General features: G+C 65.9%; 24 protein-coding genes. 10 read left to right on the forward strand and 14 right to left on the reverse strand.

The annotated features are described in order from the left end of the window. Positions 1–20: 20 nt before the first annotated feature. The 4 genes from QX073_RS09385 to QX073_RS09400 all read right to left on the reverse strand — a co-directional run bounded on the left by QX073_RS09385 (position 21) and on the right by QX073_RS09400 (position 4,215). Positions 21–1,151 (reverse strand): acyltransferase, encoded by a 1,131-nt coding sequence (locus tag QX073_RS09385; protein ID WP_316187624.1) that lies wholly within the window; start codon positions 1,149–1,151, stop codon positions 21–23. Positions 1,152–1,236: 85 nt separating this feature from the next. Next, on the reverse strand, positions 1,237–1,929 hold the full coding sequence (locus tag QX073_RS09390) for an SGNH/GDSL hydrolase family protein (RefSeq protein ID WP_316191402.1): 693 nt from the start codon (positions 1,927–1,929) through the stop codon (positions 1,237–1,239). Positions 1,930–1,986: 57 nt separating this feature from the next. Continuing rightward, positions 1,987–2,364, reverse strand: a complete 378-nt coding sequence (locus QX073_RS09395; protein ID WP_315712895.1) for a DUF2147 domain-containing protein — start codon at positions 2,362–2,364, stop codon at positions 1,987–1,989. Positions 2,365–2,547: 183 nt separating this feature from the next. After that, the gene (locus tag QX073_RS09400; protein WP_316191401.1) at positions 2,548–4,215 is read right to left on the reverse strand and encodes a caspase family protein; all 1,668 of its coding nucleotides are present in this window, start codon (positions 4,213–4,215) and stop codon (positions 2,548–2,550) included. Between the two features lie 155 nt (positions 4,216–4,370). Between QX073_RS09400 and QX073_RS09405 the strand changes: the two genes are divergently transcribed. The 3 genes from QX073_RS09405 to ahcY all read left to right on the forward strand — a co-directional run bounded on the left by QX073_RS09405 (position 4,371) and on the right by ahcY (position 8,517). Continuing rightward, on the forward strand, positions 4,371–5,720 hold the full coding sequence (locus QX073_RS09405) for a hypothetical protein (RefSeq protein ID WP_315712892.1): 1,350 nt from the start codon (positions 4,371–4,373) through the stop codon (positions 5,718–5,720). Positions 5,721–5,777: 57 nt separating this feature from the next. Further along, positions 5,778–6,974 carry a methionine adenosyltransferase gene (gene metK / locus QX073_RS09410; protein ID WP_315712890.1) on the forward strand — a complete coding sequence of 399 codons (1,197 nt, stop codon included), beginning with the start codon at positions 5,778–5,780 and terminating at the stop codon, positions 6,972–6,974. A 121-nt stretch (positions 6,975–7,095) separates the two neighbouring features. Beyond that, positions 7,096–8,517, forward strand: coding sequence for an adenosylhomocysteinase (gene ahcY, locus QX073_RS09415; RefSeq protein ID WP_315712889.1), 1,422 nt, complete (start codon positions 7,096–7,098; stop codon positions 8,515–8,517). Positions 8,518–8,799: 282 nt separating this feature from the next. On the opposite strand, the gene QX073_RS09420 is transcribed toward ahcY, so the two are convergent. After that, complete coding sequence (locus QX073_RS09420; RefSeq protein WP_316225651.1) at positions 8,800–9,822, reverse strand: hypothetical protein; 1,023 nt, start codon at positions 9,820–9,822, stop codon at positions 8,800–8,802. A gap of 294 nt (positions 9,823–10,116) precedes the next feature. Between QX073_RS09420 and QX073_RS09425 the strand changes: the two genes are divergently transcribed. Then, on the forward strand, positions 10,117–10,296 hold the full coding sequence (locus QX073_RS09425) for a hypothetical protein (protein ID WP_316225652.1): 180 nt from the start codon (positions 10,117–10,119) through the stop codon (positions 10,294–10,296). Between the two features lie 9 nt (positions 10,297–10,305). On the opposite strand, the gene QX073_RS09430 is transcribed toward QX073_RS09425, so the two are convergent. The 4 genes from QX073_RS09430 to QX073_RS09445 all read right to left on the reverse strand — a co-directional run bounded on the left by QX073_RS09430 (position 10,306) and on the right by QX073_RS09445 (position 14,532). Further along, a complete protein-coding gene (locus QX073_RS09430; RefSeq protein WP_316225653.1) occupies positions 10,306–10,881 on the reverse strand; it encodes a cytochrome b/b6 domain-containing protein in 576 nt (191 codons plus the stop codon). 47 nt (positions 10,882–10,928) lie between these two features. Beyond that, on the reverse strand, positions 10,929–11,207 hold the full coding sequence (locus QX073_RS09435) for a PepSY domain-containing protein (RefSeq protein WP_316173051.1): 279 nt from the start codon (positions 11,205–11,207) through the stop codon (positions 10,929–10,931). Positions 11,208–11,474: 267 nt separating this feature from the next. Next, positions 11,475–13,877, reverse strand: coding sequence for a TonB-dependent receptor (locus QX073_RS09440; protein ID WP_316225654.1), 2,403 nt, complete (start codon positions 13,875–13,877; stop codon positions 11,475–11,477). Positions 13,878–14,151: 274 nt separating this feature from the next. After that, positions 14,152–14,532, reverse strand: coding sequence for a hypothetical protein (locus tag QX073_RS09445; protein WP_315768748.1), 381 nt, complete (start codon positions 14,530–14,532; stop codon positions 14,152–14,154). A gap of 466 nt (positions 14,533–14,998) precedes the next feature. Between QX073_RS09445 and QX073_RS09450 the strand changes: the two genes are divergently transcribed. Next, a complete protein-coding gene (locus tag QX073_RS09450) occupies positions 14,999–15,490 on the forward strand; it encodes an ATP-binding protein (RefSeq protein ID WP_315753608.1) in 492 nt (163 codons plus the stop codon). 112 nt (positions 15,491–15,602) lie between these two features. On the opposite strand, the gene QX073_RS09455 is transcribed toward QX073_RS09450, so the two are convergent. Together QX073_RS09455 and QX073_RS09460 are read right to left on the reverse strand one after the other, a co-directional pair. Beyond that, positions 15,603–15,857, reverse strand: a complete 255-nt coding sequence (locus QX073_RS09455; RefSeq protein WP_315712878.1) for a hypothetical protein — start codon at positions 15,855–15,857, stop codon at positions 15,603–15,605. Between the two features lie 92 nt (positions 15,858–15,949). Continuing rightward, positions 15,950–17,635, reverse strand: coding sequence for a PAS domain-containing methyl-accepting chemotaxis protein (locus QX073_RS09460; protein WP_316225655.1), 1,686 nt, complete (start codon positions 17,633–17,635; stop codon positions 15,950–15,952). A 470-nt stretch (positions 17,636–18,105) separates the two neighbouring features. Between QX073_RS09460 and QX073_RS09465 the strand changes: the two genes are divergently transcribed. Next, complete coding sequence (locus QX073_RS09465; RefSeq protein WP_315825458.1) at positions 18,106–19,098, forward strand: AraC family transcriptional regulator; 993 nt, start codon at positions 18,106–18,108, stop codon at positions 19,096–19,098. 118 nt (positions 19,099–19,216) lie between these two features. Here QX073_RS09465 and QX073_RS09470 read toward each other — a convergent pair whose 3' ends face one another. Further along, on the reverse strand, positions 19,217–19,948 hold the full coding sequence (locus QX073_RS09470; protein ID WP_315825096.1) for an alanyl-tRNA editing protein: 732 nt from the start codon (positions 19,946–19,948) through the stop codon (positions 19,217–19,219). Between the two features lie 175 nt (positions 19,949–20,123). Then, positions 20,124–20,849, reverse strand: coding sequence for a hypothetical protein (locus QX073_RS09475; protein WP_316225656.1), 726 nt, complete (start codon positions 20,847–20,849; stop codon positions 20,124–20,126). A 60-nt stretch (positions 20,850–20,909) separates the two neighbouring features. Here QX073_RS09475 and QX073_RS09480 point away from each other — a divergent pair, with 60 nt between their 5' ends. Continuing rightward, positions 20,910–22,460 (forward strand): flavin-containing monooxygenase, encoded by a 1,551-nt coding sequence (locus QX073_RS09480; RefSeq protein ID WP_410052364.1) that lies wholly within the window; start codon positions 20,910–20,912, stop codon positions 22,458–22,460. 213 nt (positions 22,461–22,673) lie between these two features. On the opposite strand, the gene QX073_RS09485 is transcribed toward QX073_RS09480, so the two are convergent. Beyond that, complete coding sequence (locus QX073_RS09485) at positions 22,674–23,126, reverse strand: MarR family winged helix-turn-helix transcriptional regulator (RefSeq protein ID WP_315753628.1); 453 nt, start codon at positions 23,124–23,126, stop codon at positions 22,674–22,676. A 100-nt stretch (positions 23,127–23,226) separates the two neighbouring features. Between QX073_RS09485 and QX073_RS09490 the strand changes: the two genes are divergently transcribed. From QX073_RS09490 to QX073_RS09500, 3 genes are all read left to right on the forward strand, one after another. Further along, the gene (locus tag QX073_RS09490) at positions 23,227–25,149 is read left to right on the forward strand and encodes an FAD-binding monooxygenase (RefSeq protein WP_316225657.1); all 1,923 of its coding nucleotides are present in this window, start codon (positions 23,227–23,229) and stop codon (positions 25,147–25,149) included. A gap of 136 nt (positions 25,150–25,285) precedes the next feature. Further along, on the forward strand, positions 25,286–25,531 hold the full coding sequence (locus QX073_RS09495; RefSeq protein ID WP_315712872.1) for a PilZ domain-containing protein: 246 nt from the start codon (positions 25,286–25,288) through the stop codon (positions 25,529–25,531). Between the two features lie 85 nt (positions 25,532–25,616). Then, positions 25,617–26,486, forward strand: a complete 870-nt coding sequence (locus QX073_RS09500) for a tetratricopeptide repeat protein (protein WP_315712870.1) — start codon at positions 25,617–25,619, stop codon at positions 26,484–26,486. Positions 26,487–26,594 lie beyond the last annotated feature (108 nt).

Raw genomic sequence — 26,594 nt, forward strand, 5'->3', positions numbered from 1 at the left:
CTCGACATGGGGCGTGCTGATCAGTGATGCGGAAGCGGGGCCGGAGCAATCCGCTCCGCTTCTTTTTTGCGCAGCAGCGCGCGGCGGATCAGCCGCTGTGCCGGGGCCTCGAACCCGGAATAGGTGAGATACGCCGCGGTCAGGGTCAGCCCCATGAAGCCGACCCAGAACGAGGGGCTGCCGTAGGGGATCGCTCGTCCAAGCGCGCCGAAAGCCAGCGCGATCGTGAGCTGGATCGGGAAGTGCAACAGGTAGCACGAATAAGTCATGTTGCCGGCGGCCTGCAGCAGGACTTCGGTGCGCCGCGGCAGCGTGATGGGCGTCGCGCAGACGAACAAGAGGATGGGTGTATAAACGAGCAGGAGCGCTGCGGAGCGCTCGGCAAGCTCAACGCCGGAGAGCCAGAGGGCCGGCGGAATTGTAACGACGGCGCACGCGGCGAACGCTTCCAGCCGCGCGCGGTACGGGGCATCGGCGACGCTCTGCCGCACCATGGCGGCCAGTCCGCCGGCATAGAAGAACACGAAACACTTGCCGACCAGTGTCCCGCTCGCGATGCCGGCCAGGATCATCGCCAGGTTCAACAGCGGTGATGTGGTGACGAAACGCAGCGCCAGGAAGAAGGCCGCATAGACCAGAACCTCGATCGAGACCGACCAGATCGGGCCGTTGAAGCTGACCCCGGTCGGCGGCAGCCAGTCGCTCGCCATGAAAAGCTGGGTGACGAAATGAGCGAGATCGTTGCTCTGGTAGACGAAGAAGACGCCGTGCTGCGCGGCATAGAGGGCCTGCAGCCCCGCGACCAGCAGCAGCGTTGCGAGATGCAGCGGATAGAGCCGCGACACCCGGTTGACGAAGAAGGTCCAGCCATCGACCGTGCCATCCGGGATGATCGCGCTGTACTTCCAGAAGAAGATGAAGCCCGAGATGCACCAGAAGATCACCACGCCGTATTCGCCGAGCTCATAGAACGGAAACAGGACATTGTAGAACGGCAGCTCGCTGCGGACGAGATCGACAGGGGCATCGGCGATGTAGGCGAAGTGCGGGTAGTGCCACAGCAGCACCGAGATCGTGGCGAGGAAACGCAGCAGCTCCAGTCCGAGCAGCTTGTGAGTCCCAGGCGATGTCGATGTGTGAAGCGGGGCCATGCGGTGATCGTTAACCGTCTCGACGGGATGTGCGCCCCCATCCTAGCCGGCGCGAAGTGAAGGATTGTTTTCGCAGCCTGCGGGATCAGCGGCAGGCGAGCTCGGTTCCCTGCAGGATCGCCTGGTCCCAGGACCGATAGCCCATGGCATTCAGGTGGATGCCTTCGAGCGTGAACGGCGATTCCATCGGCGGCAGGGGCAGGAAGGTCGCGCCGGTGCGCCTCGCGAGGTCCGGCAGCATGGCGCGATAGCCGGTGATGTTCGCCATGGCGGCCTTCTCCATGGCCGGCGTGAATGGCCCGCGCGCCTCGACGGAGGGAAACTCGGTGACGAAGATGCGCGTGGTGAGGTTTGATAGCTCGCGCAGCAGGGCCTCGTAGCGCCCGGCGAAGGCCTCGCCGGAGTCGGACTTGGCGGTCAGCGCATCGTTCACGCCGAGGGAGACGATGATCGCGAACGGCCGTTTCGGGCCGAGTGCGGGCTTGAGCCAGCCGGCCAGGTCGCTGCGCGTCCCGGCGCCGGCGAGACCGGCGTTGACGATCGGATGTCCGCAGGCGCTGGCCGGCAGCGTCGCCGCCTCGACGATGCTGTCGCCGAGCACGACGATCGGGTCATCGGAGCGCGCCATCAGGTTGTAGTGGACGATGAGCTGGCGAACCGTGCGGTGGTCGCTGCCCGACGGCGTCGCGGAGCGGCGCGCCAGCACGAACGTCGCGGCTGCTGCGGCAATCACCGCAAACAGCACGAATCCCAGCCGCGCCTGCGTCTTTGCTGCCATATGGACGATCGATGCCTTGATGCGACCCGACCGTAGTCTGAATTCGCAAACGGAGCTCTAATTCGCCCGCGTCCAGGTCGAGGAACGGCAGATGACGCCGCCAAAGGCGCAACCGGCGGTCGTCAGGGTGCCGCCGGTGAGCGTCATCTTGGCATCATAGGTCTTGCCGTCATCGGGATTGCTGTAGCTGCCGGCCCAGGCATTGGGGCCGGTCGGCTTCATCCCGGAGAACAGCCGCTGTCCGACCTTGGCGGGAGTGTCGGTGCCTTCCTTGATCCAGACCAGCGTGCCGCAGACGGCGCCGCCGCAGGGCGCGAATTTGACCTTGGAGGCGCCGCTTTCGCGCAGCCAGACGCCGGTGACATCGTCGGCGAGCGCCGGGCCTGCGGCCAGCACGACTGACAGACCAAGTCCAACAACGAAACGACCGATCATGCGAGCCTCCCTGATCCTTCGAGACGAGCTTGTTGCCGGCGGATCGTGTCGGCGATTGGGCGGGCCGACGGCGATACGCTTCGTCTCCATTGTGCGGCAGCATATCAGGATTCGGGCATGCTGCACCTGACTCCCCGAGGGCCGTGACGGTCGGGCTGGAGCAGCGCCTGCCCAGCCGCAGATCTATCTCGCCGCCAGATAGACCTCACCGAGCAGCGAGGAGTTCGACCACGGCACCTGCTTGTTCTTGGTGCCGGCCACGACCTCGGCGCGAACGCGCGTCAGCATCTGCTGTACCTCGAGACCGGGCGTGCCGATGTGGCGGGTCAGCGCCGCCGAGAACGGGCTGTTGTCGCCGTCGCCGTCGAGCGCGACCTTGCCCGGCGCCGTCGCGAACGCGATCAGCGTGCCGGCCCCGGACGTCGCGCCGGTACCGAGCGACGTTGGTGCGGCGAGCCCGCTGGCGCTGAGACCCCGGCCGGGGCCGGCGCCTGCCGTCTCCGGCGGGGCGAACGGATTGTTGCGGCAGGCATCGAGGATCAGGATGTTGGTGCGGACCTGGTCGTCGAGCCCGGCCAGGATCTGGTCCATGTCGACCATCGCCGTGACCACGTCGCTGCCTGCAGACGGCGCAATGTCGGTGGGGACGAGATAGTTGCGGCCGTCGATCTGCACGCCGTGGCCGGCATAGAACACCACGGCGACCTGCGCCCGCGCCGCCTCGCGCAGGAAGTCGCGCGTCTTCGCCTGCATCGCCGCGCGGTCGAGATCGAGGCCCTCCGTCACCGTGAAGCCGATGTCGCGCAGGCTCCTGGCGATGGCTCGCGCGTCGCGCGGCGGATTGGGCAGCGGCTGCACGTGCGTGTAGGCGCCGTTGCCGATGACCAGCGCCATGCGCTGCCCGGTCGGCACCGCTGCGGCCGAGGAGGGGGCCGGGGATTCCGGCCGCTGCTGGGGGCGCGCCGCCGGCTCCGACAGCAGCGACAGCCGCACCCTGGCGGTGGCCTGGCTGGCCTTGCTGCCGGCATCGGATGCGGTGGGCTTCAGCGCCGCGGCGTAATCCGCCTTGGCCGCATCGAACTCGCCCTTGGCCTCATAGGCCAGCGCGCGATGCACGTGGGCTGAGATGACGACGCTGCCCGGCGGTGTCATCACGTTGGCCGGCGGATTCTGCGCCAGCCGGACCGCCTCGGAGGCGTCGGCAACGGCGCGGTCGAGATGGCCCTTGGCGCGCCAGATCACGCTGCGGTTGATCAGCGGCGAGGCCAGCGCCGGATCGAGCCGGATCGCCTCGTTGATGTCGCCGAGCGCGCCGTCGAGGTCGCCGGTCGCTTCCTTGGAGATGCCGCGATTCTGCCAGGACAGCGCGGATTTCGGCGTCAGCCTGATCGCCTGGTCATAGTCGGCAATCGCCCTGGCGTAGTCGCCGGTGCCGCGATAGGCGTTGCCGCGGTTGTGGAAGAGCGTGCCGCTCGGCGCGCCGCTCTTGATGGCGTCGTTGAAGTCGGCGATCGCGATCTCGTACTCGCCCTTGTCGTAATAGGCCGAGCCGCGCAGATTGTAGATCGCCTGCGCCGGCTGCAGCCGCAGCGCCTCGGTGGCATCGGCGATGACGTGGGTGTAGTCGCCCTTCTTGTTCCAGCCGACCGCGCGCCAGAAATAGATCGTGGCGAGCTGGCTGCCGGAGAACACCTTCAGCGCGATGATCTTGGTGCAGGCGGCGATCATCTGGTCGGCCGGCGTCGTCTCGGTGGTACAGAGGGGGCCAAGCTGGGACTTCGACTGGGCGAGGCCGGGAGACGCCCAGAGGGCAGCCAGCAGCGGTATCAGCAGCAGGAGGGAGCGGCGCATCGGCACGGACCGTGGGGGACGAGAGGCGGGAACCCATCCGGTTTGTTGCGTCCGGAAGGTTCCGGGTTCAGGCTCTTTCCAATGGTGGGCAGATGGTGCTAGGAGGTTGGGCCAAGGGCGCGTTGCCCACTCCTGTTTCCCACCCGTCGAGCCGAATGAAGAACGACCAGCTGCTCGCCCAGATCACGGAGTTCTGCCGCCAGTCGGACATGGCGGAATCGACGTTCGGCCGGCGCGCCGTGAACGACGGCAAGCTCGTGCAGCGGCTGCGCGAGGGCAAGCGCATCACCATCGACACGCTGGATCGCATCCAGGCCTATATCGCGGCCTCGACTGGCACGCTGCCGCCGCCGCGGCTCGACGTCGTGCCCGAAAAGCGCGATCCCAAGAGCAATTTCCGCTTCTTCGAGAACCGTCAGAAATACCTGCTTTTCGTGCACACCTGCAGCGAGAAGCGGGTGGTGGCCGAGCGCGTCGGTCTCGAACTCGCCAGCATCCATCCGCGGCCGCCGGCGCTGCGGCTGTTCGACGCCGGCGTCGGCGACGGCACCGTGCTGTCGAAGGTCCTGCGCACCATGCACGGCCGTTTTCCACACATTCCGTTCTATGTGGCCGGCAAGGAGCTGAGCCTCGAGGATGTCAGGCTGACACTGGAGAAGGTCCCGGACCGGCTGTTCGAGCATCCGGCCAGCGTGTTCGTGTTCACCAACATGAACTATGCCGAGGCGCCCTGGCTGACGCCGGCGTCGCCTTCGGTAGCCGCCTCGATGATCTGGCACGAGGTCGTGCTGCAGGGCGATTCGTCCGGGGATTTCGAGGCCCAGATCACGGCGCTGAAGCCGTTTCTGGAGCAGAACTGGCGCGCCAACGTCTCCCCGCGCACCGGCATGCCGGTCTATGAGCGGCCGATCGCCTTGGTGCTGTATCGCGAGGATCACCGCTTCCTGCTCGACGGCATCATCCCGCGGGCCGGTCGGGTCGAGGCCAATTTCGACCTGATCATCGCCTCGCAGCCCTACCGGGCCCGGTCCTCGGTCAATTTCCGCGCCAAGCGCATCATCGCACCGCTGGCGCGGGCGCTGAAGCCGGGCGGCCGGCTGATCGGAATCCACTCCCACGGCCAGGATCCGGGCCTGGACATCATCCAGGCGGTCTGGCCGGGAGAAAATCCTTTCTCGGTCAGCCGCCATGAGCTATTGCGCGCCGTGAAATACGAGCTCGGCTCCAGTGGGCGGGACTTAAATTTTAACGCCTATGCGGACAATCGCTCGATTTTCAGGTATGAGATGGAGGCTCTGCCCAACGAGGTCACCGGTGCGATCGGAACCTCGACGGCCTTTGCAGCCTGGAACGCGGCGGTGTATGTCGCGCAGATCGAGGAAGACCGCCTGACCGAGGTGGCCCACTCGTCCCGCGCGCTCGACGCCGCCAGAGAGGTTCTGCGAAAGCACAACGGGCTGTGGTTCTACGATGAATCCTACGTCATCTCGCGGCGTCGCGACTGACATTCCTTAGGGATCAATACAAACGACCGCCGTGGGCGGCGAAGAAGGGGTTGCTTGATGCGCGCGTCATATCTGTTCACCTCGGAGTCGGTGTCCGAAGGCCACCCGGACAAGGTCTGCGACCGTATTTCCGACGAGATCGTCGACCTGTTCTACCGTGAAGGGCCGAAGGCCGGCATCGACCCCTGGCAGATCCGCGCCGCCTGCGAGACGCTCGCCACCACCAACAAGGTCGTGATCGCCGGTGAGACCCGCGGCCCGGCTTCGGTCACCAACGAGCACATCGAGCACGTCGTCCGCGAGGCCATCAAGGACATCGGCTACGAGCAGGAAGGTTTTCACTGGAAGACCTGCGACATCGAGATCCTGCTGCATCCGCAGTCGGCCGACATCGCCCAGGGCGTCGACGCGCTGCAGCCCGGCGAAGTCAAGGAAGAGGGCGCCGGCGACCAGGGCATCATGTTCGGTTACGCGACCAATGAAACGCCGGATTTGATGCCGGCGCCGATCTTCTATGCCCACAAGATCCTGCGGCTGATCTCGGAAGCCCGCCACGCCGGTGTCGAGAAGGTGCTCGGTCCGGATTCCAAGAGCCAGGTCACCGTGCAGTATGAGAACGGCAAGCCGGTCGGCGTGCGCGAGATCGTGGTGTCGCACCAGCATCTGGTCGAGGACATGACTTCGGCGCAGGTCCGCGAGCGCGTCGAGCCCTATGTGCGCAAGGCGCTGCCGGAAGGCTGGATCACGCCGAAGACGATCTGGCACATCAACCCGACCGGCAAGTTCTACATCGGCGGTCCCGATGGCGACGCTGGTCTGACCGGCCGCAAGATCATCGTCGATACCTATGGCGGTGCTGCCCCGCATGGCGGCGGCGCGTTCTCCGGTAAGGATCCGACCAAGGTCGACCGCTCCGCCGCCTATGCCGCGCGCTACGTCGCAAAGAACATCGTCGCCGCTGGTCTCGCCGACCGCTGCACCCTGCAGCTCGCCTATGCGATCGGCGTGGCGCGGCCGCTGTCGATCTATATCGACACCCACGGCACCGGCAAGGTGCCGGAGGAGGTGCTCGAGAAGGCGGCCGCTCAGGCGATGGACCTGACGCCGCGCGGCATTCGCACCCACCTCGACCTCAATCGCCCGATCTATGCGCGCACCTCGTCCTACGGCCATTTCGGCCGTACGCCGGACAATGAGGGCGGCTTCTCCTGGGAGAAGACTGACCTCGTCGAGGCGCTCAAGCGTGCGGTGTAGCTCTTAGTGCCGTCATTCCGGGGCCGCGCGACAGCGCTGAACCCGGAATCTCGAAGTGATGGATTCCGGGTTCGCGCTGACGCGCGCCCGGAATGACGCCTTTTACAGACAGGAACCCCACATGACCGCCAAGCCAGGTTTCAACGACTACATCGTCAAGGACATTTCGCTCGCCGAGTTCGGACGCAAGGAGATCTCGCTCGCTGAGACCGAGATGCCCGGCCTGATGGCGACGCGCGAGGAGTATGGCCCGAAGCAGCCGCTGAAGGGCGCGCGCATCGCAGGCTCGCTGCACATGACCATCCAGACCGCGGTGCTGATCGAGACGCTGAAGGCGCTCGGCGCCGACATCCGCTGGGTCTCCTGCAACATCTATTCGACCCAGGACCACGCCGCCGCCGCGATCGCCGCCGCCGGCATTCCGGTGTTCGCCGTCAAGGGCGAGACGCTGGTCGACTATTGGGACTACACCGCCAAGCTGTTCGATTGGCACGGCGGCGGCCATCCCAACATGATCCTTGATGACGGCGGCGACGCCACTATGTACGTCCATCTCGGCCTGCGCGCCGAGAACGGCGACACGGCGTTCCTCGACAAGCCGGCATCCGAGGAAGAGGAGGTGTTCTTCGCGCTGCTGAAGAAGCAGCTCAAGGAAAAGCCGAAGGGCTACTTCGCCGAGATCGCCAAGTCGATCAAGGGCGTCTCGGAAGAGACCACCACGGGCGTGCACCGCCTGTACGACATGCAGAAGGCCGGCACGCTGCTGTGGCCCGCGATCAACGTCAACGACAGCGTCACCAAGTCGAAGTTCGACAACCTCTATGGCTGCCGCGAGTCGCTGGTCGACGGCATCCGCCGCGGTACCGACGTGATGATGTCGGGCAAGGTCGCGATGGTCGCCGGCTTCGGCGACGTCGGCAAGGGCTCGGCCGCCTCGCTGCGCCAGGCCGGCTGCCGCGTCATGGTGTCCGAGATCGACCCGATCTGCGCGCTGCAGGCGGCGATGGAGGGCTATGAGGTCGTCACGATGGAGGACGCCGCGCCGCGCGCCGACATCTTCGTGACCGCCACGGGCAACAAGGACATCATCACCATCGAGCACATGCGCGCGATGAAGGATCGCGCCATCGTCTGCAACATCGGCCACTTCGACAACGAGATCCAGGTCGCCTCGCTGAAGAACCTGAAGTGGACCAACATCAAGCCGCAGGTCGACGAGATCACCTTCCCTGACGGCAAGCGCATGATCCTGCTGTCCGAAGGCCGCCTCGTGAACCTCGGCAATGCGATGGGCCACCCGTCCTTCGTGATGTCGGCGTCCTTCACCAACCAGACCTTGGCCCAGATCGAGCTCTACGCCAACAACAAGGACGGCAAGTACAAGAAGGAAGTCTACGTGCTGCCGAAGTCGCTGGACGAGAAGGTGGCGATGCTGCATCTCGCCAAGATCGGCGTGAATCTCACCAAGCTGCGCCCCGACCAGGCCTCCTACATCGGCGTCAAGCCGGAAGGCCCGTTCAAGTCGGACCACTACCGCTACTGATATCCGGCGCACCGCGCGGCTGACATGGCGAAGGCCGGGGCATTGCCCCGGCCTTTTGCTTGCTTCGGCGTAGTTGTGAGTTGAATCTGCACCTGCCTCCGATCGTCATTGCGAGCCGCCGGGTCCCCGCGGGTGCGCGGCCCGATGACAAGCTCCGCGAAGCAATCCAGAGTCGTGGATGGGATTCTGGATTGCTTCGTCGCTTTGCTCCTCGCAATGACGGAGACCGCGGCGCACTCTATGAAATCAGCGGAACGCCGCGACCTGCGGTGAACGTGACAATCAGCTCGTTCGCCGCGAGGCCAGCGCCGACGCGCGGATCGCCTTCGTACGCTTCGCCGCATGATGCTCAGGCCGTGCCGCGATCCGCTTGTGCTTCTTCGTCTCCGCCGCTGCCACCTTCACGGCCGGCGCGCGATGCTTGGCATATTCCTCGCCGTCGACCGGGCCGACATGCGGCGGGTCGTGATCGAGATAGGGCCGGCCGATGCCGAACGTCTTGCCGTTGGCATCGACCCATTTCCACAGCGCCTCGGTCGCCACCCAGCGCTGTGCGCGCGTCGCGCCGTTGACGCTGACGATGTCGGCCGCGAGTCCGTGGCCGTAGCCGCCGCGCAGGCTGCCGCCGTGATAGGAGCGGTTGCTGGCGGCCTTCAGGCCGCTCGCGATCTCCTGCCGGTAGTCGTCGCGGAAGCCGCTGGTGATGCCGGGCGCGAGCCCTGCGGCCTCGGCGGCATGCAAGGTGTGAAACAGCTTCAGCTTGAAGCCGCGGTCCATGCCGCCGATCACATACTCCATCATGCTGCGGCCGACGCGCTCGGCCGCCTTCGGATCCTTCCAGGTGAAGTCGTTGTCGACGAGCTTGGTGAAGCTGCGCGTCACCTTCACCATGCGCCCCTTGCGCTTGACCGTGACGACGCGGCGCTCGGTCTCGCGGATCTTGTCGAGCTTCGGCGCGCGCTCGTACAGCGCCCACAGATAGCGGTCGATGCAGGCATCGATGTCGGGGCACTCGTCGAGGATCTCGATGCGGTCGGCGCTGGCGACGGTGGGCCGGGGCGGTTCGGTCGCCGCGCCGGGCGCGGCCTGTTCGTCCGCCGGCAGAACAGCCGATGGAGTGATCGACGCGGTCGTCAGCGCAGTCTCGGCTGCGGTCGGCTGCGGCGACGTCGCGATCGGCTCCGCGGCGACGGGCGGCGTCGCTGCCTCGATCTCGGCGGCGGACGCGGGCCAAGCCGCCGCACAAGCTACCAGGACAACGGACCGACACAACGCACGCGTCAGAAACTGCTGCGAGCTCATCATCCGGCCTCCCCAAAATCCGAGCCCCTGCTGGTGAGGGGCGGTCAGGCATCCGAGACCTGCGATTGTTCGGCGCAAGACGGCCCGGCGCAATAACACACCTCCGCACCCGTGCAGCTTTTGCGAGAACTGTGGCCTGCGTGCAACGATCGTGAGTTCCGTGTGTGGCGCGACTCGCTGCGAACGATCGTTCAGCGATGACAGGTGGCGGAGACCGCAGGGCCTTCGGCCGACGCTCGGTTGCCAACGACAGCCGCGCCGCGTACTCTCTTGGAACTCGTTCGTGGAGCTGGCTACATGAGCACCATCGAGATCATCGTCGGCGGCACGAGGTTGATCCGGGACTACGCGCCCGAGGACTCGATCTGGTCGCTGCCCGAGGAAAAGCGCGAACGCAAGGCGCTGGCCGATGCGCAGCGCGATCTCGCCGTGGGGGCCGACCATCTGGCGCAGACGCGCTACGCCGTGCGCGGCTGAGCCGCCCGGTCAGCGCGAGCCGCGCCGCAGCAGCTTGCGCCCCGTCAGCATGGCGCGGGCGAGATTCTCGCGCTGCAGGCGGCTCACCAGCACGACGCCGGCGACATGCAGCACCACCAGCGGGATCAGGAGATATGACGTCACCTCGTGGGTGTCCTCGACCCACCAGATGCCGAAGAAGCGCACGGTCACCTGCATCGCGCCGGTCATCGCGGAGACTATGAGCAGAAGCAGCAGTGCGAGCTGCATCGCCGTGCCCGCGGGATTCAGCCCGAGATAGCGCCCGGTCTTGCCGCGCCGCAGATTCCACAGGTAGGCCGGCGTCGCGCGCAGCCGGAGCTTGAGACTGCGGAAGCGCGAATGGCGGGTACCGATGATGCCCCAGATCAGGCGAAAGGCGAGCAAGCCGAGGATCGCGTAGCCCGCGATCCGGTGCAGGCCGTCATGGACGTTCGGCGTCACCCAGGCGATGAGCACCAGCACGACCAGCATCCAGTGCCACAGCCGCAGCGGCAGGTCCCAGACCTGCACGGTCTCGGCGGCGTCCTGGCGTTTCAGGCTGGCTCGAGGGGCTGTGCCGTGCATGGCTCTCACGTCACGTCGTCCAGCCCGCTGGGCGACGCTTGCGCCAACTACTTGGCGATCGTGTGCTTCAGGCTGAGATCCTCCGGGCTGTAGAACAGCTCATACAGCTTGCCGCCCTTAACGCCGTAGACCTCGTAGCAGGAGCCTTCGACCTTCGAGCGGCGCACCTCGTAGCCCGCTTCCTTGGCCTTGGCTTCCGCCTCGGCGGCCGGCTTCCACTGGGCCTTGTCGAGCTTGGTGCAGTCCTTGTAGCCGTCGGCCATGGCCGGCGAGATGGCAAAGCCGGCGAGTGCGGCACCGATCACGGCTGCGATGGTCAGTCTCATCAATCCCTCCAATGAGCAAATTCAAATACGATGCATCGTGGGAGCAGTGGAGACGGCAACCGCCCCGATGTGTCAACGGAGCGGCGGCTGGAATCGCTCTTAGAGCTTTTCCAAGTTCGTGAGAGCGGCGATTTTGGCCGAGAATCGCAGACGGCGTGATGCGCGACGTTACGTCTCGCTCGTGCCGCTCGTCGCGACGCCGTGTCGTCTGGCGCCCGCTCTCGCCCTGTCCCGCTGGCGGGACAGGGCGAGATGCGAATGCCGGCGTCAGAATTCCAGGTTCGCACCCAGATAGAACGAACGTCCGGGGCCGGGAACGGCGGTGCCCCACATCGTCGCGGTGCCCGATACGCCGCCGCCGGTGGCCGCGACGGTGCCGGCCTCCTTGTTGAACGACATCGATGCGCCCTCGCCGATATAGGCGCCGCCGAGCGGCAGGTAGTAGAGCTTGTTGAACAGGTTCTCGACGCCGAAGCTGATGCGCAGCCTCTGCCAGGTGTAGTTGCTGCGCAGGTTCACCAGGCTGTAGCCCGGGGTCTTGAGCTCGTTGCGCGCGACGGAGACGTCGGACTTGCGGCCCACCATCACCAGCTCGAGGCCGCTGTCCCAGCCGTCGAGCCGGTGCGTGAGCGTCAGCCTGCCGTTGATCGGCATGATGTTGTAGAGACCGCTTCCGGTGTCGAGATTCCGGCCATTGGTATAGCTCAACACTCCTTTCAGGCCGAAATCGCCGATCGACGTCGTGCCCAGCGGCACCTTGCCGGACAGATCGAACCCGTACAGCCGCGCCTGCTGGTTCATGTATTTCATGATCACGAACTGGTTGGCGACGGCAGGCACGGCGGCGGTGTTGGTGGTGGCCTTCCACTGCACCGCATCGATGTAGTCGCGTACATGGGTGTAGTAGGGCGTGAGCCGGATCTCGGCCTCATGGTCGGCGCTGTGCCAGGCGCCGGTGAAGCTCACGGTATGGGCGACCTCGGGTCTCAGATTGGGGTTTCCGAGATAGCCGTTGCCGTCGCCGACGAAGTTGTTCATCTCCAGCGCCATGGTGTTGCGCGACCAGGAATAGCGCTCGTAGAGATTCGGCGACCGGGTCTTCTGCATCGCGCCGAACTCGAAGGTGAGATGGGCGCTCGGCGTGTTCCGGAACAGCGCCGTCAGATCGACATTGTTGTCCTTTCGCGAGCGATCCATGGCGTTGAACGCCGCGCGGGAGCCGACCGAGCTCGTCTCGTACATGCCGGACATGAATCCCGATGTCAGCGGCGTGGTGCTGGTGTTGTAGCCGACGACCGGTCCGGTGTCGGTCTCGACGCGTTCGAACCGCACGCCCAGCAGCGACAGCCAGGACGGGCTCCACTTCGCCTCCCACTCGCTGAACACGCCGGCCCGGTCGCGCTTGCCGCCGTTGATGTTCCAGAACGTCAGCGGCGCCATGCCGCCGATGCAGTTGCCGACGCCGCAATCGGGGGCCGGCGGCCACCAGTCGTCGAGACGGTAGGTCTGCAGGTCGACGCCGACGCGGACCACGTCGCGGGGCGACAGCGTGATGTCGGCCTTGGAGGTCAGGCCGTTGGTCTTGGTGCGCGTATACATCGGCATGCCGTTGACCGGATAGCGCGCACCCGTCGTGTTCGGCGGGCTGAGCGTGCCATACGAGAACAGCCGATCACCGCCGAAGTTCATGTAGTGATCGACGGACTGGTGATAGAGGCGGGTGTCCAGATCGCCCCAGTCGAACCGGCCGAGATGGTGCAGGTTGAAGCTGTAGGCATCGTTGCCCAGCATGTCCATGCGCTGGTTCGGGTAGAGCTGATAGGGCACCTCCTGCACTCCCGCCTTCAGCTCGATGAGCTGGCCGTCCTTGCTCCAGGCGATGCCCATCAGATGATTCCTGGTCTCGTAGGCGGACGAGCCGACCTGATCGAGGGGAAGCACCGGCGTGATGGACCTCCTCAGGGTGAAGTTCTTGAAGTTGCCGCCGGCCGTATAGTTGTCGGCCTTGACCGCAGCGCCGCTGTAGCTGACGCTGTAGTTCTCGGTGGCCATGGTGGCCGACAGGTTGACGCCGCGCACGTTGCCGTTGCTGCGGTAGAAGGTGCCGATGCTGCCTTTGGTCAGCAGGCTCTGCCCCGGCGCCGCGAACAGAGCCGCCGGCGAGCTGACGGCGACGGTGCCGCCGATCGAATCGCCGCCGACGCTCACGGGCGTGATGCCCGCCCAGACCTTGGCCGCGGCGACCTGGGCCGGATCGATGTAGGACAGCGCCGGATTCATGTGATTGGGACATGAGGCGATGGTGTCCATGCCGTCGACCTTGACGCGCAGGCGGTCGTCGGCGAGGCCATGGATCGCCGGCAGGCTCGAGGCCCCGCCGGCCGAATAGAGGCTGACGCCGGGCACATCGGCAAACAGCGCAGCGGTGTCGTTCGTGATGGCGCGCTTCGCCAGGATGTCACCCGGCGCAACCGAAGTGGCGCCGGGAGGCGCGTCGACGCCGTCGGATGAGGCCGCCTGCGGCGGTGGCGCGCTGGCCGGATTGGTCGCCGCATGTGCGCCCCTGCGGCGGACTGCCGTTCGCGCGGCCGGGCGGGGCTTCGGGACAGCGACCGTCACCTGCGGCAGCGTGGCGGCGGAGCGAGCCTGCGATGGGTCCTGCGCGAGCACGGGACTCGAAAGGGCGAATGCCAGCAGCGCCGGCGATGTGAGCACAGTGGTTGAGCGGAGCAACCGCCGCCGGACGGGTGTCGAACAATGGTCCATGATGGATCTCGGAATAGGAATGGGAGAGGCGCCCGGCTGCGAGCGCGCCGTGGCCTCGTGAACATGTCGCGACGAGGCGGCTGCGGGCACGGCTGCGGCGACCGCCGGACGGCAGCCCACAGCGCGCGCGGACGAGACCGGCCGCATCGTGACGGGATGAGATGTCTGGAGTATCGGCCTAGAGGGCCGCCGGTGGTCCGCGAGCGACCGGCAGTTCGAGCGTAGGCCGAGGCGCCGCAACGAGGTCTGTCCGCTCGATCAGGATCGCCACGACCACCGGCATCGGCCGCGCCACGGCGGGGACGTGCGGGACAGTGACGCCGCGCCCGAGCGCACAGAACGGACAACTCGCGCATTGCTTGGCCGCAGTGCCGATGTCGTCCGACGTCGGACCGTCGACGGAGCTCTGACAGATGATGGCGACGGCATCGGGAGCCGCAACCGCAGCGCTCATCGCGGAGAGCGCCAGCGCGGACTGGAAGATCAGGGCCCATGCCGCGAACCAGACGAGAGCGCCGCCGAGCCGCGACAGCGCTGCGCGCCGCCGCGCCGAGCGCATGCGCGCCTCACGTCGTCCTGATGCGATGCCTTGTAGTTGACGCCCTTGACGAGCCACCGACTGACGCCCCCGTCCCTCGCAACTACCTACAGGAGCGGACATCCGGTTGGCAATGGACGACACGCGGCCGGCTCGACTCCCGTCGCAGTGGATCAATTCGGCCACAGTGAAGTGACTTCAACTCATTCGCGAGCGGCCGGTGCGACTGAAATGCGCGCGGGCCATTCTTGCGAGTCGAACTCAATCGCGGCGCGGTCTCGCGACGGATGACGGCCGGGCCTGGACGCCGTCAGCGACATCTGTCAAATATATCCTCATGACCTTCCGCATTCGCATCGCAGGCGCTGCCGTCAGCAGCCGAATTACCGACCCGGCCTGATCCGTCGGGCCGGGCGCTTCCGCCTGCGAGAATTGCCTGTGAATGCTCTTGGCGCCCGAAGATGCGCCGTATGCGAGGTCTGTATCCGTGTCTCCCAACCAACCGACGCTGCACCTCGTGTGCGGCAAGATCGCTGCCGGCAAATCGACGCTCACCGCGGAGCTCGGCCATCGCCCGGCCACCGTCGTGGTCGCCGAGGACGACTGGCTGTCGCGGCTCTATCCCGGCGAGCAGAGCAGCCTGGCGGACTACGTGCGCAATTCGTCACGGCTGCGCAGCGTGATGGGGCCGCACGTCGTCGCGTTGTTGCGAGCCGGCGTTTCGGTCGTGCTCGACTTCCCCGCCAACACGCCGGCGAGCCGCGCCTGGATGCGCGGTCTGTTCGAAGCCGCCGGCGTGCCGCACCAGTTGCATCACCTCGACGTCCCCGACGAGGTCTGCAAGGCACGGCTGCGCGCGCGCAACGCAGAAGGCCGCCACGCCTTCACCGTGACCGACGAGGAGTTCGACCTGTTCACTTCATACTTCGTGGCGCCGACCCCGGAGGAAGGATTCGACGTGATCTTGCATCGGCCGTGACCTTGCGGCGGCGACTGGGACTGCTGTCGTCCCGCTGGCTTGTTGGCGGCAATCCTGGCGGTGCGCGTCGCCGCGCAACCGTCAGCCGTGCCGCGGCGATCACCGCCTGGTCTCAGAAGATTGCGTCCAGCGCGCTTTCGGCAGCGGAGATGAGCTCGCGCACCTTTGCGCTCTCAGACAGTAGCGCGGCGAATGACGGGTCCGCGCCGATGTGCTGATCCAACTCATCCAAGGCGTTGCGCCACTGCTGCAACTCTTGCTGGAGGCGTTCGGTCTGGGGACGCAGGAGTGCCCGACAAGCCGCCACGGCGTGCTGTTCGACGAATCGCGAGGAATCGGGAGCAGGAAAATGAATGATGTCGGCCACGGTCTTCTCGTCAGCGCCTTCTTGTGAACGCCCCCATTCGATCGCTTATGGGGCGGCGGCCCGCCGGGCTCCGCCGCCCTGGTCGCGCGCAGCTAAGCCGCGGTCCGGGCGGCCAAGGCCTGAGCTTCGGCTGCGGCGCGGGCCATGCTGGACGACATCTCGTTCGTCACCGTGCTCTGCTCTTCCACCGCCGCCGCCGTCGAGGTGACGTATTCGCTGACGCTGTTGATCGCCTGCTTGATCGAGTTGAGCGCCGTCACGACGTCGCCCGAGATGCCGTTGAGGTTCTCGATTTCCTGGGCGATCTTGTCGGTGGCCTGCTTGGCCTGGTTGGCGAGGTTCTTGACCTCGGCGGCGACGACCGCAAAGCCACGCCCGGCTTCGCCGGCGCGGGCGGATTCGATGGTGGCGTTGAGCGCGAGCAGGTTGATCTGCCCGGTGATGTTGTTGATCATCTCGACGATGCCGCTCATCGCCTGCGTGGCTTCGGACAGCCGCTGCGCCTGGCCGTCGGCGGATGCTACCTGACCGACGGCGCCCATCGCCGTCTCGCGGGACTTGGTCATGGCTTCGGAAATCTCCCGCACAGACGCGTTCAACTCCTCGGAGCCTGCTGCGACGGATTCCATCATCGCACGGACGCGCTCGTTGCCTATGCGCACCAGCACCTGCCTGGTGACGTCGGTCGCATACTTCACGACCTTGAACGGCTTGCCGTTGAGATCGAGGATCGGATTGTACGAGGCCTGGATGTAGACCTCCTTGCCGCCCTTGCCGATGCGTTTGTATTCCGCCGCCTGATACTGCCCCCGGTTCAGGTCGGCCCAAAACTCGCGATATGCGGCACCATCGCGCTCCGAAGGCTCGACGAACATGCTATGATGTTTGCCTTTGACCTCGGCCAGGGTGTAGCCGAGCACATGCAGGAAATTGTCATTCGCGGTGATGATCGTGCCGTCCATGTTGAACTCGATCACAGCCTGCGACTTGCCGATGGCATCGATCTGGCCGGCCAGATCCGCGTTCCTGAGCTTCTGCGCGGTGACGTCGGTCGCGAACTTGACCACGCCGAACGGCTTGCCGGCGGTATCGAGCATGGGATTGTAGGTGGCGAGAATCCAGACCTCCTTGCCTCCCTTGCCGATGCGCTTGTATTCGCCGCCTTGATATTCGCCGCGATTGAGGGCCGTCCAGAACTCGCGATACGCCGCGCTGTCGCGCTGTGACGGCTCGACGAACATGCTGTGATGCCGGCCCTGGATCTCGTCGAGCCGATAACCCAGAACGTCGCAAAAGTTCTGGTTCGCCGTCACGACCGTTCCGTCCAGCTTGAACTCGATCACGGCCTGGGCGCGATCGATGGCAGCGATCTTGGAGCCGTCCGCCATGCTGCGCAGCTTTTTCGCGGTAACGTCGGTCGCGAACTTCACCACCTTCACCGGTCGGCGGTTGCCGTCGAGAACCGGATTGTAGGACGCCTCGATCCAGACCTCGCCGCCGCCTTTGGTGATCCGCTTGAATTCTGCGGCCTGGAATTCGCCGCGGTTGAGAGCCGCCCAGAATTCGCGATAGGCCGCGCTGTCCCGCTCGGCCGGCGCCACGAACATGCTGTGATGCTTGCCCTGGATCTCATCCAGCCGGTATCCGAGCGTATCGAGGAAGTTCTTGTTTGCCGTGATGATCGTGCCGTCCATGTTGAACTCGATCACGGCCTGCGAGCGGCTGATCGCGTCGAGCATGGCCTGTGCGTCACCCTTGGCGTGTCTGCGGCCGAACATTCTCTTTCCTCTCTAGGTCTGCTCTGCCGGGGTTTCGGCACATGCACGTCTGTCGATTTCCAGGACCTTGGTTCGCTGGGGCCAAACGCCGCCGCGAGGCCCGACTCTGGTCCAGAGTGAGCGGATCGTAGTTGAATCGAATTATCCAAGTATTTGTCCGATCCCCGACAGATCGGCCGTATGCTGCCGCTCCGATGACCCCGATACCCATCGCATTTGGCCGCTTGGTACGCCGTTGTTCCGAGCGAGCCATTGGACGACCCGGCGCAGACCACGGCCAGCCCCGCGAGGCAGCATTCTGTCCGTAACAATACGGGGTGTTCGGTTATCACCGCGAAAATCGTACGCCCCCTTGCGCCGGGACGTTGTCCGAACTGTGGAACTGAACGAAATTCGTGCTTGCCACGTGTCCTAACGCACGGCCTTGTGCTCACGCGCCTGACGATTGCACGAGGGTTGACCAGGTGGTGATGCCGATCGGGCGGAGGAGCTGTTTGGGTCAAATCTCATATCTCGATCGATATCCGCTGTTTCGCTCGCGTGATCGCGAGTTCGCGCGCGATCGCTTGTTCAGCATCTACGCCGTCGATCGTTTCGACAGCTCCGACTCCAGCTTCGGCATCGAGGCCAATCTTGCGCGGCTCAGCACCGCGGGGCTGGCGTTCTGCTCATATGCGGGCGCGGCGTCGGTGTCGTTTCCGGAATCGACGATCTACAGACAGTTCTTCTCGATCCAGGGCACTGCCGGATACAGGACTGCGCGAGGCCACCAGGCGATCGTCGCCTGGAGTCCCCTGATATCCGGGGATTCAAGACTGGATCTCGAATTTCCTGCCGGCTACTGCCAACTGGTGGTCAGGGTCGAAAGCGCGCCTTTGCACCAGCTGTTGAGAGCCATGCTCGGCGATGACAGAGATACGAATCTGACCTTTGACGAAGGCCCAACCGATCCTGCTGTCATGGCTCTCGTCCGCCAGGACGTTTTCAGGCTTGCCGGTGAGTTGCAGATGTTCGGAGCGGACTACTCGCCGATAGCCATCGCAGAGCTCGAGCGGAGCTTGATGATCCGGCTGCTGCTTGCAAATCGGCACAGCTTTAGCAGCCGCCTGCTGAATGCGCCCCAGCGAGTCAACCGTATGGTTGTCGATACCGTCGAGTCCTATATCGAGGCACATTGGGACGAGCCTCTGGACCTCGAGAAGATTGCCGCGATCGCGGGGGTCAGCGTCCGGTCGATTTTCCGCGAGTTCTCGGAGTCGGGACGCGGATCACCCGGCCAGTTTGCCAAGCGCGTCCGACTTCAGCGGGCATCTGAACTTCTGCGACGGCCCGATGCCAACACAAGCGTCGTGTCGATCGCCTTCAAATGCGGCTTTGGCAATCTGGGCCGCTTTGCCAGCGAGTACCGCCAGATGATGGGTGAGTTGCCCTCGGAGACGTTGCGGAACGCAAGGAAGACGTGAGCTTCCATGGGATCACGGACGCGCCTGCGTTACAATCGTATCGGACGTCGAGCGATGATATACGCGTTTGACAATGTGCATTGCGACGCCGGCCGTTTCATCGCGAGCCGCGCGATTCTCAAGCCGTGACGAATCCGATCCTCAACCGCCGGTTCTGCCGGCCCTTGTTGTCGACCTTGAGAATGCGGATCCGCCGCGCCTGCGCCGTCGAGACCAGGTGCGTGCCGCCGCAGGCCTGGCGGTCGAGGCCGTCGATGTCGACGATGCGGATCAGGCCGTCGGCCTGGCGCGGCGGGGCGACCGATTTGGCGCGAAACAGGCCCGCGGTCGCCTGCGCGTCGTCATAGGGCATGTCGAAGGCGCGTACCGGGCGATCGTCCGAGATCGCCGCGTTGACCGCGTCCTCCACCGCGCGCAGCTGCTCCGGCGCCAACTTGGGCAGGTCGAAGTCGACGCTGAACTCGTCGGTCTCGGTCATGCGGACGCCGGTCAGCAGCGCGCCGTCGAACAGGGTGTAGACGGCGCTGTTGACGAGATGCGCCACCGTGTGCTGCTCGCTCATGCGCTGCCGGAACGCCGGATCGACGTGCAGTTCGATCGCCCCGTCCGGGATGGCGTCATCACCGATCAGGTGCCAGATGCCGTCGGCGGTCGGCTCGAACCCGGTGACGACGCGGACGATCCCGTTCCACGTGATCGTGCCGCGGTCCGGCAATTGTCCGCCACCGCCGGGATAGAACGGCGAGCGCGCCACCAGCACCGCGCCGGGTCGCGCGTCGAGCGCGGTGATGTCGAGCTCCAGCACGTCGGGACGATCGACAGCGAAAGGGCGGGGCAGGAAGTCGGTCATGCAGAACGGCTCGCAATCGCATCGCCCGGATGAGCGGAGCGACGTCCGGGTTCATCGAGACGGCGCGTGAGGCCCCGCATATCGCTGCGCTCATGCGGGCCACGAAGCTACGACGATACGCAGCATCGCCGCGCTGCGCAAATGGCCGTTCCTGTCTCGGCCGCAGCGCCGGGTCTCAACGGCATGCGGCCACCGTGAACCACGCCATGCGAAACGCGCCATCGCCCAGGCGCAGGCACACGGTGTCGCCCGGCTGCAACCTTTCGTACAGCGCCTGCGCAACATGTGCATCGGTGGCTCGCGCGAACGGGCCCCACGGCTCGAGCGTCACCTGATGCGTGGCGAGCCGGCTGTGGCCGAGATGCTTGGCGAGCACACGGCTGCGCAGCAGCGCCGGCGCCGAGCGGTCGAGTGCGGTGTTGAACTGGCCAAGCGTCCCGAACGCATAGGCGGCGACGAAGAGAGCGGCGAGCAGCAGCCGCCAGCCGCGGCGGCGGAGCTGGGTTTCGAACCGCGCGGCGACGATGAGGAAAATGATCGCGACCGCGGTCGCGAAGGCTGTCAGCGGCAGCCAGTCGACGAGATTGATGTCCGACAGCGTGCGCGCGGCGAGCGTGCCGGCCGCCACGATGCAACCGGTGCCGAGATTGGCGCCGTAGCCGGAGCCGAGGCCGATGCGGAACCGCCCGGGAAAGCGCAAGGTGAGGATGAGCGCCACCAGCGGGATGACGGTGACGACCGCGATCAGCTGGCCGGCCGGAAAGCTCGGGAAGAGCGACCAGGCTGCGAGCCCGATTGCGAACAGCGAAAAGCCCAGGGCGATGCGCTGCGACGGCGCACCACTGCCGTCCCGGCTGTCGCTGTCGCCGGGCCTGTCGTCGCGCGGGTGGGGAGCGTTCATCACCAGATCCGTATCGAGGGTGTTTCCCGCTGATAGCGGAGGAGGGTTGACCGACGACGAATGCGCCGGCGATTTGACAGCGACGAGCCGGGTTGCGACTGTCCGCAGCCAGAGCAAGAAAGCCGCACCAGGAAACGCCAGGAACACCTCATGTCAACAGAGCATGTCGACGTGCTGATCGTCGGCGCCGGGCTGTCCGGCATCGCCGCCGCCTATCATCTGCAGCACAAGTGCCCGGGCAAGCGCTTCGCGATCCTGGAGGGGCGGGGCGCGATCGGCGGCACATGGGACCTGTTCCGCTATCCCGGCATCCGCTCCGACAGCGACATGTACACGCTGGGCTATTCGTTCAAGCCGTGGACCGATCCGAAGGCGATCGCCGACGGGCCGCAGATCCTGAAATACGTCCAGGACACCGCGACCGATAACGGCATCGACCGCCACATCCGGTTCAACCATCGGGTCCGGCGCGCGTCGTGGTCGAGCGCGGACGCACGCTGGACCGTCGAGGCCGAGCGCCGGACGGAGCAGGGCACGGTCGAGACCGTGCGGATGACCTGCGGCTTCCTGTTCATGTGCTCCGGCTACTACCGCTACGAGTCGGGCTATCTGCCGGACTTCAAGGGCATGGCCGATTTCAAGGGCCGCATCGTGCATCCGCAGGCGTGGCCGGAGGATCTCGACTATGCCGGCAAGCGCGTCGTCGTGATCGGCTCCGGCGCGACCGCGGTCACATTGGTGCCGGCGATGGCCAAGTCCGCCGCGCATGTGACGATGCTGCAGCGCTCACCGACCTATGTGGTGTCGCGCCCGGCGCAGGATGCGCTTGCCAACAAGCTGCGCCGGCATCTGCCCGCTGGCCTCGCCTATCACCTGATCCGCTGGCGCAACGTGCTGTTCGGGATGTACTTCTTCCAGCTCAGCCGGCGCAAGCCGCAGCGGGTCAAGCAGCTGATCCTGGGCGGGGTGCGCGCCGCGCTGGGTCCCGATTACGACGTCGCCACCCATTTCACGCCGCGCTACAACCCGTGGGACCAGCGGTTGTGCCTGGTGCCGGATGGCGACCTGTTCAAGACCATTCGCGAGCAGCGCGCCTCGGTGGTGACGGCCGGGATCGAGACCTTCACCGAGCGCGGCTTGCGCCTCACCGACGGCCGCGAAATCGAGGCCGATATCGTGGTCACCGCGACCGGGCTGGTGCTGCAGGTGCTCGGCGGCATCGAGGTCGTCGTGGATGGCCGCACCGTCGATTTCGCCAAGACGCTCAACTACAAGGGCATGATGTATTCCGACGTGCCGAATCTGGCGGCGACGCTCGGCTACACCAACGCGTCCTGGACGCTGAAATGCGACCTCACTTGCGAATATGTCTGCCGTCTCCTGAACTACATGGACCGGCACGGCTATCGCCAATGCGTGCCGCACAATGACGATTCCACCGTTACGCCGCTGCCGTCGCTGAGCTTCAGCTCCGGCTATGTGCAGCGCGCGGTCGCCGACCTGCCGAAGCAGGGCTCCAAGCGGCCGTGGCGGCTGTACCAGAACTACGCGCTGGATATCGTCTCGCTGCGCTTCGGCAAGGTCGACGACGGCGTGATGCGGTATTCATGAGGGCAGGGGGAATCGGCAACGTGGTGTGAGTCTGCGTCGAGATCTCTCCACGGCGTCATGGCCGGCCTTGTCCCGCCCATCCACGCCGACATGCCGGGCAACCACGAGATGGATGTCGGGGACAAGCCCGACCATGAGCAACTAGGTCGCAGTTCGCCCGGGGTGAAAGGCACTTTCGGCGTGCGCCCCCATGTCCGAATGCAATGCCCTCCATCACCGCTCCGCCGCCCCCTCCCGCAGCGGCGCGCGGCTGAGATCGTTGCCGGCGGCGATCGCCTTCTGCATGAGGCGGATCAACTCCTTCGCCTCGGCCTCGCTGAGGCCGCGCACCATCAGCCGCTGCGCCGCCTCGACCGCCGGCGTGATCGCCTCCAGCGTCCTTCTCCCCTCGTCGGTGATCAACAGCTCCCGTGACCGGCGGTCGCGCGCGCTCGCACGGCGGACGACGAGGCCCTTCTGTGCGAGCCGGTCGATCACGCCGGTGATCGTGGTGCGGTCATAGGCGATCAGGCCGGCCAGCGTGATCTGGTCGATGGCCGGGTTGGCCGCGATCGCCGCCAGTGCCGCATATTGCACCGGCGTCAGGTCGAAGCCGGCGGCTTCCACCTCCGCCAGGAACACCGCCACGGCGATCTGCTGAAACCGGCGCGCCAGGTGCCCCGGCATGTCCCGCATCTCGGTCAATTCGAATCTCCTGTCACCAGCTTGACAAGCATACTGATGATCAGCATACTGATCAATAAGAATGGCGAGGGAGGGTGGTCACGTGCAGTTTCATCTCAACGGCTTCCAGCCGGGCGATCCCGAGATCTTCGACGCGGCCGAACGTGTCGCGAGCGCCGGCGCGACCGGCCCGCTGCCGCCCGAGGCCGATGTCCTCATCGTCGGCTGTGGCCCCGCCGGGTTGAACCTCGCTGCCCAGCTTTCCGCTTTTCCGGACATCAGGACCTGCATCGTCGAGCAGAAGCCGGGCCGGCTGCTGCTCGGTCAGGCTGACGGCATCGCCTGCCGCACCATGGAGATGTTCCAGGCCTATGGTTTTGCCGAGAAAGTGCTGAGGGAAGCGTGCTGGATCAACGAGACCACGTTCTGGAAGCCGAGCGACCAAGACAGCAAGCATATCGCGCGCAGCGGTCGCGTGCAGGACGTCGAGGACGGCCTGTCGGAGATGCCGCATGTCGTGCTCAACCAGGCTCGGGTCCACGATTTCTTCCTGGACGTGATGCGCCGTTCGGCCGCGAAGCTCGAGCCGCACTACGCGCGGCGACTGCGTGATCTGCGGATCGATCCGGCCGCGGGCATCGACGCGCACGGCGTGACAGTCAGCTTCGATCGCATTGATCCGGAGCATGAAGGCCAGGTGGAGACGGTGCGCGCGCGCTACGTCGTCGGCTGTGATGGCGCGCGCAGCGTCGTGCGCAAGGCGATCGGCCGCGAGCTGCACGGGGATTCCGCCAACCACGCCTGGGGCGTCATGGACGTGCTCGCCGTGACCGACTTTCCCGACATCCGCTTCAAGTCGCTGATCCAGTCCGCCAAGGACGGCAGCCTGCTGGTGATCCCGCGCGAGGGCGGCTATCTCGTCCGGCTGTATGTCGAGCTCGCCAAGCTCGAGGTCGGCGAGCGCGTGGCCGGGCGCAACATCACCGTCGACGAGGTGATCGCCAAGGCGCAGCGCATTCTCGCGCCCTATACGCTTGAGGTGAAGGAGGTCGCGTGGTGGTCGGTCTACGAGATCGGCCAGCGCATCACCGACAAGTTCGACGACGTGCCGGAGGCCGAGGTCGCAACGCGGCTGCCGCGCGTCTTCATCGCCGGTGACGCCTGCCACACCCACAGCCCGAAGGCGGGGCAGGGCATGAACGTGTCGATGCAGGACACGTTCAATCTCGGCTGGAAGCTCGCCGCCGTGCTGGGCAGGCGTTGCGCGCCGCAGCTCCTGCACAGCTATTCGGCCGAACGGCGGGCCATCGCCCAGGAGCTGATCGATTTCGATCGCGAATGGTCAGGAATTCTTGCCTCCGCCGCCAAGCAGGGCGGCGCCGATGCGGCCAGGACGCAGGACTATTTCGTCCGTCACGGCCGCTACACGGCGGGCACCGCCACGCACTATCGGCCCTCCGTCCTCACCGGCGACGACACCTTCCAGCCGCTCGCCACCGGCTTCGTCATCGGCAAGCGCTTTCACTCGGCGCCGGTCATCCGGCTCGGCGACGCCAAGCCGGCGCAGCTCGGACATGTCGTGCAAGCCGACGGCCGCTTCCGCATCTTCGCTTTCGCGGCCGCGGAGGATCCGGCCGCGCCGGGGTCCGCGATCCGCCGCCTGTGCACATTCCTCAGCGAGGATTCGGCCTCGCCCGTGCGCCGCCACACCCAGGTGGGCGCCGACATCGACTCCGTGATCGATCTGCGCGCGGTGTTCCAGCAGGGGCATCGCGAACTCGCGCTCGAACGAATGCCGGAGCTGCTGCTGCCGCGGAAGGGCCGTTACGGTCTTATCGACTACGAGAAGATGTTCTGTGCCGATCTGAAGAGCGGCCAGGACATCTTTGCGATGCGCGGCATCGATCGCGCCGCGGGCTGCATCGTGATCGTGCGGCCCGATCAGTATGTCGCCGACGTCCTGCCGCTCGACGACGTCGGGAGGCTGTCGGCGTATTTCGACGGCGTGCTGCTGCCGGTCCGCTGAGGGATGCAGAGGGTAAACGAAACCCAAATCCGGTCGCCGGATTTCCGGGCTTGGCGCTAGCCAGATCCCAAGGTTTCCTCGCTACAAACGAGGTCTCCGGATTGGACGATTGAGTGGGTGAGACGTCGAAATGTTGATGTTGGCGAACCGTCGCAAGAGTGAACGTCGGCTGTGCAGGAGGATCGCGAAGATTCACTATGGCAACGGCAGCCTGCCGCGGGACTGCACGGTCACGGATATTTCCGACGGCGGCGTCAAGGTGATCGCCGAATTCGTCGAGATTCCCCCGCAGTTCACCATCGTCTTCGCGCCCGACCACCAGCGCAAGTGCCGGCTGGCCTGGCGCATAGGCTGCGAGTTCGGCGCCGAATTCATCGATTGAGGCGGGCCGGCCGCGCCCGCTTAACGGGACCTTAGGGTTAATCTGCCAGCGTGCAGATCATCTGGTCCCGAAGTAGTTCAGTTGCATGCGTACGCGGCCCCTTCGCTCTCTCCCTCTGCTCCGGCCGGCCGCGTTCGCGCTGTCGTTCACGGCCGTGCTGCTCGGTCTCGGCGCCTGCCAGACCACCGATCTCAGCGAGGTCACGGGGGCACTGGGCGGCAATCCCGAAAAGAGCCGCGCGGCCGCCGCCGACCCGCGCGCCGAGATCGACCAGCTCCGCGAGCGCTTCCGCGCCAATCCCAACGATCCCGAGGTGGCGCTGCGCTATGGCAGCGCCCTGCGCGGCACCGGCCAGCGCTCGCAGGCGGTCGCCGTGCTCGAGCAGGCGACGATCGCCAATCCCGGCAACAAGGCGCTGCTGGCGGCCTTTGGCCGCGCGCTCGCCGACAACGGCAATTTCCAGCAGGCGTTCGACGTGCTCAGCCGCGCGCATTCGCCCGAGGATCCCGACTGGCGCATCCTGTCGGCGCAGGGCGCCACGCTCGACCAGATGGGGCGCAACGAGGAGGCCCGGCAATACTACATGACGGCGCTGAAGATCGCCCCTGACGATCCTTCCGTGCTGTCCAATCTCGGTCTCTCCTATGCGCTCTCGAACGAACTGCCGAAGGCCGAGGAGCAGTTGCGCAAGGCCAGCGCGCACCCCGACGCCAGCCCGCGGGTCCGGACCAATCTCGCCGTCATCGTCGGCCTGCAGGGCCGGATGAGCGAGGCCGAGAGCATCGCGCGTTCGGGGCTGCCGCCGGAGCAGGCCAGCGCCAGCGTCGCCTATGTCAAGCGTATCCTGGAGCGCCGCAAGATCGCGCAGCGCGAGCTGTCGCCGCGCCGCGACCGTCCGGTGGCCGGCGAGCCCGACAAGGCGCTGGCGCGGGCACTCAGCCGGTCCGACGACTAGAGCATGATCCGGAAAGTGGAAACCGGTTTTCCCTCGCGACAAACGCCAACGGCGTTTGCGCGGAGATCATGCTCAAACAAGGAGATGAGATCATGATGCGAGTCCCTG

This window comes from Bradyrhizobium sp. SZCCHNS3052 (genome assembly GCF_032484495.1).
GTDB lineage: Bacteria > Pseudomonadota > Alphaproteobacteria > Rhizobiales > Xanthobacteraceae > Bradyrhizobium.

Coding starts and splice junctions, on each gene's coding strand:
- QX073_RS09480 (WP_410052364.1), top strand. CDS start 20,910: ATGCGCCGGCGATTTGACAGCGACGAGCCGGGTTGCGACTGTCCGCAG.
- QX073_RS09390 (WP_316191402.1), bottom strand. CDS start 1,929: ATGGCAGCAAAGACGCAGGCGCGGCTGGGATTCGTGCTGTTTGCGGTG.
- QX073_RS09495 (WP_315712872.1), top strand. CDS start 25,286: ATGTTGGCGAACCGTCGCAAGAGTGAACGTCGGCTGTGCAGGAGGATC.
- QX073_RS09485 (WP_315753628.1), bottom strand. CDS start 23,126: ATGCCGGGGCACCTGGCGCGCCGGTTTCAGCAGATCGCCGTGGCGGTG.
- QX073_RS09465 (WP_315825458.1), top strand. CDS start 18,106: ATGCCGATCGGGCGGAGGAGCTGTTTGGGTCAAATCTCATATCTCGAT.
- QX073_RS09430 (WP_316225653.1), bottom strand. CDS start 10,881: ATGCACGGCACAGCCCCTCGAGCCAGCCTGAAACGCCAGGACGCCGCC.
- QX073_RS09395 (WP_315712895.1), bottom strand. CDS start 2,364: ATGATCGGTCGTTTCGTTGTTGGACTTGGTCTGTCAGTCGTGCTGGCC.
- ahcY (WP_315712889.1), top strand. CDS start 7,096: ATGACCGCCAAGCCAGGTTTCAACGACTACATCGTCAAGGACATTTCG.
- QX073_RS09475 (WP_316225656.1), bottom strand. CDS start 20,849: ATGAACGCTCCCCACCCGCGCGACGACAGGCCCGGCGACAGCGACAGC.
- QX073_RS09460 (WP_316225655.1), bottom strand. CDS start 17,635: ATGTTCGGCCGCAGACACGCCAAGGGTGACGCACAGGCCATGCTCGAC.
- QX073_RS09445 (WP_315768748.1), bottom strand. CDS start 14,532: ATGCGCTCGGCGCGGCGGCGCGCAGCGCTGTCGCGGCTCGGCGGCGCT.
- QX073_RS09425 (WP_316225652.1), top strand. CDS start 10,117: ATGAGCACCATCGAGATCATCGTCGGCGGCACGAGGTTGATCCGGGAC.
- metK (WP_315712890.1), top strand. CDS start 5,778: ATGCGCGCGTCATATCTGTTCACCTCGGAGTCGGTGTCCGAAGGCCAC.
- QX073_RS09470 (WP_315825096.1), bottom strand. CDS start 19,948: ATGACCGACTTCCTGCCCCGCCCTTTCGCTGTCGATCGTCCCGACGTG.
- QX073_RS09400 (WP_316191401.1), bottom strand. CDS start 4,215: ATGCGCCGCTCCCTCCTGCTGCTGATACCGCTGCTGGCTGCCCTCTGG.
- QX073_RS09435 (WP_316173051.1), bottom strand. CDS start 11,207: ATGAGACTGACCATCGCAGCCGTGATCGGTGCCGCACTCGCCGGCTTT.
- QX073_RS09385 (WP_316187624.1), bottom strand. CDS start 1,151: ATGGCCCCGCTTCACACATCGACATCGCCTGGGACTCACAAGCTGCTC.
- QX073_RS09405 (WP_315712892.1), top strand. CDS start 4,371: ATGAAGAACGACCAGCTGCTCGCCCAGATCACGGAGTTCTGCCGCCAG.
- QX073_RS09500 (WP_315712870.1), top strand. CDS start 25,617: ATGCGTACGCGGCCCCTTCGCTCTCTCCCTCTGCTCCGGCCGGCCGCG.
- QX073_RS09420 (WP_316225651.1), bottom strand. CDS start 9,822: ATGATGAGCTCGCAGCAGTTTCTGACGCGTGCGTTGTGTCGGTCCGTT.